Here is a 12998-nt window from a genome sequence, read left to right as displayed (position 1 = left end):
TTAGTGATAAACACCCGTTTTATAAGTGAATATACCTCATTGTAGACGACCATCACATAACCCAATTGCAAATAGGCTCTTTTATCTAATGTTTTGTAAATTTCACCCCTATTAACTCGCCATTTTGCTTTTGTTTATGTATGCTCTTAAAGGTTTGATTTGGTACTAATGCGAAACCAAATCTTCCAAGCAAAAAATGTAAAGAATGTCTTAGTAAATTTAGTAAATATTGATATATATCCTATACTCAATAAGTCATTAAATATGATTAACACATTCGAAGTTTGGTAGTGCTGCAATAAACACTTTCTGCGAAAAACACACTTCTATGATTTATAATGCGTTTTTCACAGGGATAGGTTTAGTTTTTTTGTGTCTTTTTACACAATAAAGTACTAGAAAAATGGTAAGGGATATATATAAGAATGCTAACGTCTGAAAAACTTAAGCGCTATGCTTGGCGCATTGTTCCGGCAATTGCCATTGCCGTAACGCTCACAGCATGTACCACCCCAAAGTCAACTAAGAATACACAATATACTGCCAAATCAGATACACGTATGCTAAATGGCTCTGCTGGCGATTCGTTGACGATGGCATCTCAAGATGAATTCGAAGAGTTAGTACAAAGCGTTGATACTAAGTCTAAAATAATGGACCAATACGCAAGCTGGAAAGGTGTAGCTTATCGCCTTGGCGGCACAACAAAGAAAGGTGTCGATTGCTCAAGTTTCGTTCAGCGCACATTCTTTGAACAATTTGGTGTTGAGCTTCCTCGTACAACATCTGAGCAAGAATCCTCCGGGAAAAGCGTAAAACGTAATAACCTAAAAGTCGGTGATATTGTTTTATTCAAAACAGGCCGCACGATGAAGCATGTTGGTATCTATATTGGTGATGAAAAATTTGTTCATGCATCAACCAGTAGTGGTGTTATCGTTTCTGAAATGACTAACTCTTACTGGAGCAAAAGATATTATGCAAGTAGACGCATTATCAACGGCTCATAAATTTTTGTAGTACCCTATATCCCCTTTCCAATAAAAAAGCTTCCATATGATGGAAGCTTTTTTATTGGAAATCTCTACTGACTAAATTTAGTGGTAGTCATCCGATTTTAAATTAAGAATAACTCAGTCACCAAATTCCACCTCATGATGATACTCATCCAAAAAAACAGTTTTAAATATAGAGCCAAATAAAATCAGTAAGCAAAAACAGTAATAAACAACCGAGCCATCATTACTAAAAAAATATTAAAACATACTCAAAGCTAAGTTCTATAAACTATAGCTCTTAAACTAAGCACTATAAAAACCAGAAGAAAGTTCTGCAATAGCAACACCTGAAGCTTTTAAACGGCACATAGCGGCTAACTCATCATTAGCATGAATGAATAGGCAAATTTCTTTCTGCCACTCTAAGATCGCATTAGCAATTTGCATGTCTGATAATGATTCAGATAATTGCTGCATTGCAATACAGTCTGTCGCACAGTCATGGCTAAGTAATTTCAGCCCCACAAGCTTATCGCTATCGACATCATTCATAGGTACAACTTCAACATCTGTACCTTTTTTGCCTGATAACCAGCGGTAGCTTTGCGGTAGCCTGTGCACCACCGAAAGACCTAATTTTTCCACAAACATATCCTATTGAAACATTTTAGTATTTTGCCAAGTATTGATATTTACTTTCTTACTTGACCTAACACCGGCTTAAGCCAATCATTCATCGTTCAAACCGAACTTTTAGTTATCTAAAAAGTAACATTAATGTTAAATATCGAACCTTAAATATAACATTAAAAAAACAAAATGTCGTTAAATTTTTGTGACACAAATCATTGCATATTCATTTTAATAGTAAATATATTAAAATTTAAACTAATTTTGATCTTCAAGCTCAACATCCAGCTCAAAATACTTAACTTTTTTTTACATTTCTGAAATGAAAATAGTAAAAAAGAGTTTATTCTTGAAGTTAAACCAAATTTTTATTAATGAATAATGTTGCAATGCACATTAAATCATAAAACATAAATTTAACAAATCCAGCCCTAATGATAATTGATTTAGATCATTTTTTAGCAAAAATTTTAAATACCCTGCATTACTACTCGATTTTATCGAGCAATAATCCTCTATCTCTTATAGATAAAATGAATGATATGGAGAAGTAACTAGAACATGCTTTATTTGATTAGATATTAAAGAAGAGAATTACATGTTCTCAGCTTCATCCTTGAAACTTGAAAACATATGACATGACTTACTTTGTTTTTTTGGCCAATAATACAAACAACATTGAAAATGCAACGCAAGCGACCATTGAACCGACCATTGGCCATGCGCTCTGCGCAGGTATTAGTGATAATAACGTTCCAACGAGCGCACCAATCGAAAACCTGATTGTGCCTGCCAATGAAGAAACCGTTCCTGCAATATGTGGATAATTATCTAAGATCACGGCCATTGCATTCGAAGTGATCATCGCTATGCCACTGACATAAATGGCAACACCGATTACCAGTGTCCAAAAATCTAGCGCAAAGGCTGTTGTCATTAGCAACCACAATCCCATCACGAATTGAATAATAATACCAAAGTAAAGCATTTTTTCTGCACCAAAATGCCTAACATAGCGGCTATTTATTGTCGTCATAATAAATAGGAAGATAATATTGATACCAAAATAGTAGCCAAAATTCTGTGGAGACACCCCGTTCAAATCGATATACACAAAAGCGCCTGCATTTAAGAATGAAAACATCCCTGCAAAGGAAAATGAACTCGCTAATATGTAGAACAGTACCTGTCTTGCCCTAAATAAAGTGGCAAACTGCCTTAATGTTGTACCAATATGAAACTTCTGCCTTTTAGCTACGGGCAATGTTTCCCGCACAAAGCAGCTCACTAAAACGACAGCGATAACCGCTGCAATGGCGATACTCCAAAAAATTGCATGCCATGAAAACCAGCGCATTAACTCTCCCCCTAAAATAGGGGCCAGCAACGGTGCTATTGTCATCACTAATACAACAAAAGACATACTTCTTGAAAATTCATCACGGGTAAACATATCCCGCATAAGCGCGTTAATCACAACACTTGCAGCGGCAGCGGCAAAACCATGTAAGAAACGCAACCAAATCAGTGAATCAATCGATTCAGTGATAGCACAGGCCGCTGAAGCGATTGCAAAAACGACGACACCACCTAAAATAACGGGTTTACGCCCAATGCTATCTGCCATCGGACCATAAAATAATTGTCCTATAGCAAAACCAAAAATGTAGCTATTGAGCGTCATCTGAATGCGCCCTTCATCTACATTAAAATAATGCATCATCGTCGGAAAGCTTGGTAGGTACATGTCGATAGCCAATGGCATTAGCATCGATAATAAACCTAGAATTAATATCAGCCCCAAATAGGATGAACGCTGCTGTTGCACTCTTTAAACTCCTGCTGTTTTTTTACGTGGTACATTAATACTGTTGATCTCTTCTTCCGTCAGTGGGCGATATTCTCCTGGTTCAAGCGTCTCATCTAGCCAAATTTCGCCAACGCGCTCACGATGTAGCCCACAAACATGGTTTCCTACTGCAGCAAACATGCGTTTTACTTGATGATAGCGCCCTTCACTAATCGTCAATCGGACATCTCTAGGGCTAATAATTTCCAGTTTCGCCGGTTTAGTTGGGTGTTTTTCCCCGTTAAGCATAACGCCCTGAGCAAACTGCTCGGCAACATCATTGGCGATGTCGTCACTCAATTGAACTCGGTATGTTTTTTCACAATGATGCTTCGGTGAAGTAATGCGATGTGACCATTGACCATCATCAGTCAATAACACAAGACCCGTTGTATCGATATCTAAACGCCCTGCTGAATGCAGTTTTTGTGCAAGAGGCTCATCAATAAAAAAAAGAATTGTTGGATGTGTTGGGTCATCTGTTGAGCAAATATAGCCTTGCGGTTTATGCAACATAAAATAACGCGGCCCAGTAACTTGTACGAGGACATTACCATCATAAGCGACTTCATGGTCAATCGTAACTTGAAAGGCACCTGATTTAACGATTTCATCGTCAACTGTTACAAGCCCTGCACGCAATTCTCGCGCTACCAAACTTCGGCTTATCCCTAATTGCTGGGACAAAAATTTATCCAGTCGCATAGATTCTCTTAACTTGATGGAATGCCAGTGAAGCGTACAATAACGCTCAACTGTCAGAATATAGAGTGAAAGGTTGTTGTGATTGTTATCACATTATTCATTATAACAATAACCCCTGTGAAGTGATAGTTTCACTGAAGCAACAGGCATCTTTAGACAGACTCATCGTTTTAAATTAAATTTAACGTCATTCACCTGACTGAATCACATAATACTGAATAATATGTCTTTTATTTTACGCCCTTACCAACAAGAAGCTGTCGATGCGACAGTGAGTTATTTCCGTAAGCAGACTCACCCTGCCGTGATTGTCTTGCCAACTGGCGCAGGTAAAAGCTTAGTGATTGCCGAATTGGCCCGACTCGCTCGAGGACGAGTACTGGTATTAGCGCATGTAAAAGAATTAGTTGAACAGAACCATGCTAAGTACCTCGCATATGGCCTGCAAGCAGATATTTTTGCTGCAGGATTGAATCGCAAAGAGTCTCAAAGCAAAGTCGTTTTCGGCAGTGTGCAATCCGTTGCTCGCAATCTTAAAGCATTTGACGCACATTTTTCCCTAGTAATTATTGATGAGTGCCACCGTATAAGTTTGAATGATAAGAGCCAATACCAACAGATTATTCAAGTTTTACAAGTAAATAACCCTTCATTACGTATTTTAGGCTTAACAGCCACCCCCTACCGCCTCAATAGTGGCTGGATTTACCAATACCATTACCATGGCATGGTACGCGGTGATGAAAATTGTTTTTTCCGTGAGTGCATCTATGAGTTACCACTACACTATATGATTAAAAACAAGTTCTTAGTCCCACCTGAACGGCTTGATATGCCTGTTTTACAATATGATTTTAGCCAGGTTTCACTTACATCATCGGGTATTTTTAACGAACAAGAACTTAATTTGTCGTTAAAAAAACAACAACGCATTACACCTAAAATTATTGAGCAAGTTATTGAATATGCAGCACCTTTGCAAGGCTGCATGATCTTTGCTGCAACGGTCGAACATGCAAAAGAAATTTTGGGCTATTTACCTCAGGGTCGTGCTGCATTAGTGACAGCTGAAACCCCGGCTGCTGATAGGCAATCAATTATTAAGCAATTTAAAAACAAAGAACTACATTATCTCGTTAACGTTTCAGTGTTAACAACCGGGTTTGATGCTCCTCATGTGGATGTGATTGCTATTTTGCGGCCAACAGAGTCAGTGAGTTTATACCAACAAATTGTTGGTCGAGGATTACGCCTTTCTGAGGGAAAAACACGCTGTTTAATCTTAGATTATGCAGGGAATCCACATGACCTATTTCGACCAGAGGTGGGCTCAAGTAAACCGAATTCAACCAGTGTGCCGGTACAAGTTTTCTGCCCATTGTGCCAATTTGCGAATATTTTTTGGGGAAAATGCACCTCTGATGGCCAAATTATTGAACACTTTGGCCGGCGCTGCCAAGGCTGGGAAGAAGACGAAAATGGGCAAAAACAGCAATGTGAATTCCGTTTTCGCTTTAAGCAATGCCCACACTGTGGCGCTGAAAACGATATAGCCGCTCGGCGCTGCCAAAAATGCCAAGAGGTGCTTACCGACCCTGACGATATGTTAAAAGCCGCATTAAAACTTAAAGATGCATTGATCATTCGTTGCGGGGGAATGCAATTTATCACAGGGAATGATGCCAAAGGCGAATGGATTAAAATCAATTATTATGATGAAGATGGAACCTGTGTTTCAGAACGTTTTCGCCTAGCAACTCCTGCGCAAAAACGCGTGTTTGAATACCGTTTTTTACGGGAGCATCAACGTGCCCCAGGTGTTCCATTTAAGTGGAATAATGCAAATGATATATTATTGCAGCAATCTTTATTACGATATCCCCAATTTATTGTCGCTCGCAAAAAAGAACGTTTCTGGGAAATTCGAGAGAAAATCTTCGATTATCAAGGGCGTTTTCGCGTTGCAGATCCCCTATCGTAAAGCGAAAATGATCATAATGATTGCTGGATGACGGATTTTTCGTTAAAATGCCGCCCGCCTTCCGATATCTTGTTCTCTGAATGAAGTATCCCTAGGCCAAATCTCGAACCTGCTGCTGGGTCGCCTGTAGCAGGAATTTATATTTTCTTTTTATAGAGAAATAGTAATGTTAACTATCAATGCAATTGAACGTAAAGAGCAGGGTAAGGGTGCGAGCCGCCGCCTGCGCAGAGATAACCAGCTTCCAGCTATCGTTTACGGTGGCAACCAAGAAGCAATCTCTGTAACTCTTAACCACGATGAAATCATCAACCAAGAAAGCAAAGCAGAATTTTACGAAGTTCTGAATCTGGTTATCGATGGTAAAGAAACAAAAGTAAAAGTTCAGGCTGTTCAACGTCACCCATTTAAGCCAAAAGTGACGCACATTGACTTCCTGCGCGCTTAATTAAAGCCCACAGCCGAGCTTTAGAATTTTCGGGACGCCGAGTAAATAACGCCGCAATTGCGGCGTTATTTATTTCTAGCGATTCAACACCATAACTTATTTAGTACCACGGCGTTGTAATTGGTCCCGCAAATTAGGTGGTGTGCCGCGAATGGTTAACGTATCAGTGACAGGATCCCAAAAGATACGCTCCCCCATGAGCATCGCATCAAAGCTAATCGTGATCCCTCCACCACTCCCCGAAAACTTCGTTAATTGTTTTAACGTTCCTCTATCGGCAGGGAAACTTTCTTCGAGTTGATAATCATTTTGGCGAGCGAAATCATCGAAGCTTTGTTCTTCCACCATTGGTAACTCTTTTGCCAATGCTTCTAACTCAATTTCTTCACCTGATTGTAATTGCTCCGTGCAATAGCTATGCACTTGCTGGCGATAAGCTTGACGAGTATTTTTATCCATCTGAGCATTGTCACAAAAATCATCAAGTGCTTGAACTAAGCCTTTATTTTGAACTTTTGCATTTAGCCCTTCAGACGCAGCTAAAAAATCCATAAAGAAGTCAGAGACTTTTCGTCCTACTCTACCTTTTAAAAAGGTTAAATAGCGTTTTGACTCTGGATTGGTTTCCCATTCGGTTAAATCAATACGAGCGACAATATCCGCATGAGGAATATCTAAATAATGAGTTGTGCCTAAATCTAATGATTCCGTGACAAACATGCTGTCACAACTATTGAGCACTGCAATTAATAAGTATTCGACTGCAAGGTAACGGTATTGACAGAAAAGAACGACGCCCCCTTCAGCAAAAGGATATTTAGCTAATTCATCTTTCAAGCGAACGGTCATCGCACGACTAAAACCTAAAAATTCTTCCTCACCTTTGCGCAATAGTTTTAATGCATCAGCAAGTTCACTTTCTTCGTTAAACTCACCAAATGCTTTACTTTTTGCACTATAGACGCGGTGTAACTCTGCCATCATGTCTTGTACGACACCATCTGCTGTTAATAAAGAATCCCGCAACATCACCTCGAGGGTTTGTTCATCTCTTTTAATTAACTGGTGTAAAGCTATCTGGTTAATTTCCAGACTCATTGTTGGCTCCTTCGAAATAGCAGAAATAATGTTGCGCGTATTCAAACACTGATATTATTCCTCTGCAATAGAAACTATCATTTGTGCAAATTTTAACCCCACCCTGCTGAACTTATGCACACTTTACGAATCTGAATTAGCATTATTATCACTTAAACAAAAATTTGTTGCGAAGAAAGAAGAAAAACCAACTGTGATACGCTATGATATGTAGCTTTCATTAATTTAGGATGTCTCAATTTATGCCACAATCATCTCGCTATAGTGATGAAAAAGTTGAAGGTTTACTTTCTGACCTTGTTAGTGTGTTAGAAAAAAACCACACCCCTGTTGACCTTTCCCTTATGGTGTTAGGTAACATGGTCACGAATCTGCTAAATACGTCGGTTGCACCTGCACAACGTAAAATGATTGCAGAATCATTCGCAAATGCATTACTTTCTTCTGTTAAAGAAGATAAATCACACTAATTGATTAATGAAATAAACAGTATGGTCACCCACCTGCGCTACCGTGACAAAGTCTCTAACATGATTGGTTGGGGGCACTGGTTTGCACTATTCAATATACTGCTTAGCCTCGCGTTAAGTAGCAGCTACCTGTTTATTTTTGATTGGCCAGACACCCTAACTGGTCGAGTTTATGCCTTCGTCAGTTGGTTAGGTCACTTTAGCTTCGTGGTCTTTGCGGCCTACTTACTAATTATTTTTCCACTGACCTTTATTGTCATGTCTCAGCGGTTGCTGAGGCTACTTTCTGTTGCCCTCGCAACTGCAGGGATAACCCTTTTAATTTTTGATATCCGTGTTTTTAGCCAGTTTGGTTTGCATCTAACACCACAGGTTTGGGATTTAGTCATTAACCCCACAAAAGGCGAAATGGCTCGTGAATGGCAGCTGATGTTTATCAGTATCCCAATTATCTTTCTCGTTGAAATGTTATTTGCAACTTGGAGTTGGCAAAAACTGCGCAGCTTAAGCCGGCAAACCTTTGGTAAACCGCTTGCAGGTATTTTTATTGTGACTTTTATTATGTCACACCTGATGTATGCATGGGCCGATGCGAATTTTTACCGCCCTATCACTATGCAGCGTTATAATTACCCATTATCACAACCGATGACTGCACGGAAACTTCTTGATAGATATGGCTTATTGGATTTAACAGAACATCAAAATCGTGTCTTCCAGCAAGGTAGTCCGACCGCCCTTAAGTTGAATTACCCATTAAAACCATTAAGCTATTATGACCAAGGTTCAGGCTATAATTTATTATTATTAGTGGTTGATGACCTCGGTGATAAGTCACAACAAGATTCGATAAATGCCCTGAATGAGTTTAAATCAATCAGCACACAGTTTACCAACCATTATACAACTGGGTTACGTAACGATACCGCCTTGTTTGGTTTATTCTATGGGATTTCATCGACTTACTTTGATAATATTCTTAATGGCCGCCATCCATCTAGCCTGATTGAAGCCCTTCAACATCAAGGGTATCAGTTTGGTTTATTCTCAACGGATGGCTTTAACTCTCCATTATTCAGGCAAGCTATTTTAGCCGATTACTCTTTGCCTGCCAAAACTGCAGATAACGATAGCTTGACCGTTTCTCAATGGAATAATTGGTTAGATAACCTTAAAAATGGGTCGCCTTGGTTCTCGTTCCTTAACATTACTGGCACACCGGGTAGTGCAAAAACCAACGAGCAGATCAAACGTGTAATGGCGGCATTGCAACGTGATAACCGGTTAGAAAATACCATTGTTATTGTGACTGCCAATTACAATAATCAAGGTAAATCAGAAAACGATTGGTTAGACGGCAAACACTTTAATCGAGATAACATGCAGGTGCCTCTATTTATTTACTGGCCGAATACCCCTGCGCAACAAATAGATAAACTGACTAGTCATCAAGATATAATGACTACACTAATGCAGCGTTTATTACATGTCACAAACCCACCTGATGATTATAGTCAAGGTGAAGACTTATTTAGTATTAAACGTACTTATCCATGGGTGATCACCGGTGATAACGACGATGTTGTGATTACCACTGACAATGCCACCCTTTATATGGATCAAAATGGTCAGTTTAATATCTATGATAAACAAGGTGCTATCGAGAAGAATGAAAAACCTGATTTGGCTGAGTTGTTGAAGATCTTTACTGAATTAAAGCGTTTTAATGAAAATTAAGTGCTTAAATATCAACCAGTCGCATCATGAGTCTATTGCTTTTAGAAGCAAATTGAGTAGTATAAATCAGAGTTCGGCATGTAGCGCAGCTTGGTAGCGCACCGTCATGGGGTGTCGGGGGTCGTAGGTTCAAATCCTATCATGCCGACCAAAATTCCTTAGAGAAACCAACCTGTTAGGGTTGGTTTTTTATTGATGGGGTCGGGGGTGGGTAAAAGTCGGGTAAAAGTCCGACATGGTTACACTGACTTCCCCCTCTTTTTCTTAGGATTTATCATCCAGTGACTGACTTTCCGCAGCTTCCTGCTCCACCCTTTCCGCTTCCTCTGCTGCACGTTTAGCTTCTTCTTGCGCTAATCGCTCTGCTTCTAGCTTAGCGAGTCCCTCTGCTCCCGCTTATTTTTGATTGTAGAGTGAGTTGGATGGCATGTTTACACGAACATCAACCCAGCGCCCCGTAGAAGTATCACAGGGCTTCCCTTGGGAGTATCTTTTGAATTATCCACAAAATTAATTTGTTTCATTGAATTAAAGTTTCTTTTACCGATGCACTTTTTGTTACATCGATTAAAACTTAAGCGACTCTTTTGACAACATCAAAACTTATTGGATTTCTATCTTTTGATGCATGCTGCATAACTTCACCGCAAAAAATAAAGCCACCAGTGATGAGCTGATGGCTATGATGATTTAACTTATGTATATTAATACATATCGAGTTATCAATACCCAAAGGATAGAAATGAACTCAATTGCTGGCCTATATTTTATTCAATTTGTACTGATTATTTCAGTTCTAGTCCACAAGTTTAATATCTAAGCTACGCAATAAATCTAGAGCATCGAGGCGGGAAAACTTCGCTTGAGTTAATTTATTTTGTCGAACATCAATCGTAAAAGAGTGTGTCCCGGTGAAATCGACTGATGTTAAGTTTGTCTGCATAAATAAACTGTTAGATAAATCAGAATCCGTTATTACTGATTTATTTAATTCCGCATTTCTAAAATCAACATCGTGTAAACGACAATCATCAATGTATGTTTCATGGAGTTTAAGTGCAAAAAAATTACTGCTATTTAATATACAACTTTTAAAACTCAACTGAGAATAAAAATCAAAACGTGGCCAATACCCTTTTGTCCAATCGATTCCAACTAATTTACACCCTATAAACTCACAATTCGAAAAACGGGAATTAGGTATGTTAATTAAGCTTAAATTACATTTTGTGAGTGTACTTTCAACAAATCGACAACTCGCAAAATGGCTATTTGTAAATTTTGCTCATAGCTTCATTGAACTGCTTATGGTAAATCGCCAGTATCGTCGGCAAGGCCTTGGCCTCACTTTAATTAATAAACTAAAAATGCAGAGTAAATCCCAAAAGATTTTTACTTCTACAAATCAATCGAATACAGCCACTCAACACCTCTTAATAAAAGCTGGCTTTATTCCTAGTGGCTACATTGAAAATTTAGATGATAATGATCCCGAACTTATCTATTGCTATATACCTGAGTAAAACCATCTACATAATGAACTATAATAGCGTTTTATTCATCACAACCGTTTGTAAGATATGATTAAATTGCTGATACACTTCTTGAGCTATCACTTCTGGATAGCTTAATACGCTAAGCTTATGTGGCTTATTTTTTGGGTAATAACTTGGGTGTGCGTGAGCATATTCGTTTTGCTGAAAACCGCAATGTTGATAAAAAGACCAACGTTTTTGACTCACATCATCAATAATAGGATCGATTTCTAGGATCACTTTGCCTACGTCATGACAAAACTGCTTTAATACCCTTTGCCCATAACCTTGCCCTCTTAATACAGGGGAAATAGCAAAGTGTTCAATGTAATAATAATCTTCGATTTTCCAACACCCAATAAAACCAATGAAAATATCATTTTCTTTGAAATTGAGTAAATAATAGTCACCATGATTTAATATTGCATCTCTTCCTTGATAGCTTCTTTGTTCATACAATGGAAAAGCAGTATCATACAACTGGTTAATCATTGCTATCGCTTGGCTATCTTCACTTGAAACTCTTAAAGCATATAACATTTAATCGTAACTCACCTTCATAGAATATACTTTCTAGGATACCTATTTTAATTTTTCTGACAATTATTTTATCAAGCATCTATAATATTAACCTACTGTTTTAACTTGATATTATTTTTTCACTCTATTCACTGCTAAAAATATTTATGCCTCTATATTGACTTTTTTGCCTAATAGTTCTAAAAATACTGTACATTAATACAGTCTTTGTTAGAGGCTATCATGTTACGTATCGAAGTTTTATTTGATAAGAACGCTCCACAAAAACCGAGTTCAGTTGTTTTGCAAGCACTTGAAACTGAGATTTTACGCAAACTTCAAAACCAATATCCAGATATGGTAACGCGGGTTGGGTTTAGCTCACAACAACGCGTTAATATCTCAGGAACAAAAATAGCGGAGGATAAAACTCGTATTGAAGAAATACTGGAAGAAATATGGATGGATGATGGTTGGATCCCAGAAGAAACAACAGTGGATTAACCAAATACTTAAAGGAATGTTTCCTTATAGTGTAACATTCCTTTTTCTGCACCTAAAATTAGAAATTAAAACAGACACTTGACTCACCACCTCATATCTAAATTTTACTCCCTGTTAATCAGCCAATTTTATGTCGAAGAAAGGCTTTAATCTCTTTCACTGGATTCAACTTTTTATTTTTTGCATTAGTTGCTCTAACCTGAGAAATACAGTTATTAACATCCACACAAGTAGGGATTTCATTCAACGTTATTGTTGATAAACTAACTATCGGCCTATTATTGAAATCTTTTCCAATAAAAATCAAAGCAAGTGCGATTGCTACTATAAATAATGGCACCTCATAGAATGCTTGTTTCATTATCAATGCTCTTATTGTTTGAGTGATGGACTCATAATAAACAGTCTATTTTTTTGTACCTTAAAAAAGGGTTAAACCAACCTTAAGATATGCTTAAATCCGCTTCAAACTTGAATTGTTCGTATTGTCTGACGCTCATTGCCTGCTTATACTTGTTAGTAGA

14 protein-coding genes and 1 tRNA gene are annotated in these 12998 nt (G+C 38.2%); 8 read left to right on the top strand and 7 right to left on the bottom strand.

From position 1 onward, the window contains the following. Positions 1-425 precede the first annotated feature (425 nt). Positions 426-1010 (top strand): bifunctional murein DD-endopeptidase/murein LD-carboxypeptidase, encoded by a 585-nt coding sequence (gene mepS, locus G6Q48_RS04185; protein ID WP_166264625.1) that lies wholly within the window; start codon positions 426-428, stop codon positions 1008-1010. Between the two features lie 291 nt (positions 1011-1301). On the opposite strand, the gene G6Q48_RS04180 is transcribed toward mepS, so the two are convergent. From G6Q48_RS04180 to rsuA, 3 genes are all read right to left on the bottom strand, one after another. Beyond that, complete coding sequence (locus G6Q48_RS04180; RefSeq protein WP_102137693.1) at positions 1302-1643, bottom strand: hypothetical protein; 342 nt, start codon at positions 1641-1643, stop codon at positions 1302-1304. Between the two features lie 628 nt (positions 1644-2271). Beyond that, complete coding sequence (locus tag G6Q48_RS04175; protein ID WP_102137692.1) at positions 2272-3456, bottom strand: Bcr/CflA family multidrug efflux MFS transporter; 1185 nt, start codon at positions 3454-3456, stop codon at positions 2272-2274. Between the two features lie 3 nt (positions 3457-3459). Beyond that, positions 3460-4182, bottom strand: coding sequence for a 16S rRNA pseudouridine(516) synthase RsuA (gene rsuA, locus G6Q48_RS04170; protein ID WP_140172551.1), 723 nt, complete (start codon positions 4180-4182; stop codon positions 3460-3462). A gap of 223 nt (positions 4183-4405) precedes the next feature. Here rsuA and G6Q48_RS04165 point away from each other — a divergent pair, with 223 nt between their 5' ends. After that, positions 4406-6163 (top strand): DEAD/DEAH box helicase, encoded by a 1758-nt coding sequence (locus G6Q48_RS04165; RefSeq protein WP_166264623.1) that lies wholly within the window; start codon positions 4406-4408, stop codon positions 6161-6163. 166 nt (positions 6164-6329) lie between these two features. Beyond that, positions 6330-6611: a 50S ribosomal protein L25 gene (rplY, locus tag G6Q48_RS04160; RefSeq protein WP_004260060.1), complete on the top strand. Its 282-nt coding sequence runs from the start codon at positions 6330-6332 to the stop codon at positions 6609-6611. 96 nt (positions 6612-6707) lie between these two features. Here the strand turns inward: rplY and yejK are convergent, their stop codons facing one another. After that, a complete protein-coding gene (gene yejK / locus G6Q48_RS04155) occupies positions 6708-7709 on the bottom strand; it encodes a nucleoid-associated protein YejK (protein ID WP_125891240.1) in 1002 nt (333 codons plus the stop codon). Between the two features lie 242 nt (positions 7710-7951). Here yejK and G6Q48_RS04150 point away from each other — a divergent pair, with 242 nt between their 5' ends. The 3 genes from G6Q48_RS04150 (at position 7952) to G6Q48_RS04140 (ending at position 10067) form a co-directional block, all read left to right on the top strand. Then, entirely contained in the window at positions 7952-8179 is a 228-nt protein-coding gene (locus G6Q48_RS04150; RefSeq protein WP_047755730.1) for a YejL family protein, read from the top strand. A 21-nt stretch (positions 8180-8200) separates the two neighbouring features. Further along, complete coding sequence (gene yejM, locus G6Q48_RS04145; protein WP_166264621.1) at positions 8201-9916, top strand: LPS biosynthesis-modulating metalloenzyme YejM; 1716 nt, start codon at positions 8201-8203, stop codon at positions 9914-9916. Positions 9917-9990: 74 nt separating this feature from the next. After that, positions 9991-10067: transfer RNA gene (locus G6Q48_RS04140), tRNA-Pro, on the top strand. 645 nt (positions 10068-10712) lie between these two features. Here the strand turns inward: G6Q48_RS04140 and G6Q48_RS22485 are convergent. Next, on the bottom strand, positions 10713-11066 hold the full coding sequence (locus G6Q48_RS22485) for a pentapeptide repeat-containing protein (protein ID WP_336431261.1): 354 nt from the start codon (positions 11064-11066) through the stop codon (positions 10713-10715). Between the two features lie 145 nt (positions 11067-11211). Between G6Q48_RS22485 and G6Q48_RS04130 the strand changes: the two genes are divergently transcribed. Further along, the gene (locus tag G6Q48_RS04130) at positions 11212-11439 is read left to right on the top strand and encodes a GNAT family N-acetyltransferase (RefSeq protein ID WP_432652924.1); all 228 of its coding nucleotides are present in this window, start codon (positions 11212-11214) and stop codon (positions 11437-11439) included. Between the two features lie 18 nt (positions 11440-11457). On the opposite strand, the gene G6Q48_RS04125 is transcribed toward G6Q48_RS04130, so the two are convergent. Beyond that, a complete protein-coding gene (locus G6Q48_RS04125; RefSeq protein WP_102137686.1) occupies positions 11458-11991 on the bottom strand; it encodes a GNAT family N-acetyltransferase in 534 nt (177 codons plus the stop codon). A 222-nt stretch (positions 11992-12213) separates the two neighbouring features. Between G6Q48_RS04125 and G6Q48_RS04120 the strand changes: the two genes are divergently transcribed. Further along, positions 12214-12474 carry a DinI-like family protein gene (locus tag G6Q48_RS04120; RefSeq protein ID WP_102137685.1) on the top strand — a complete coding sequence of 87 codons (261 nt, stop codon included), beginning with the start codon at positions 12214-12216 and terminating at the stop codon, positions 12472-12474. A gap of 118 nt (positions 12475-12592) precedes the next feature. Here the strand turns inward: G6Q48_RS04120 and G6Q48_RS04115 are convergent, their stop codons facing one another. Beyond that, positions 12593-12835: a hypothetical protein gene (locus G6Q48_RS04115; RefSeq protein WP_166264617.1), complete on the bottom strand. Its 243-nt coding sequence runs from the start codon at positions 12833-12835 to the stop codon at positions 12593-12595. Between the last annotated feature and the right edge of the window lie 163 nt (positions 12836-12998).

Source organism: Providencia sp. M-27, assembly GCF_011077905.1.
Taxonomy (GTDB): Bacteria; Pseudomonadota; Gammaproteobacteria; order Enterobacterales; family Enterobacteriaceae; genus Providencia; species Providencia huaxiensis.
This window is presented reverse-complemented; position numbering and strand designations above follow the sequence as displayed.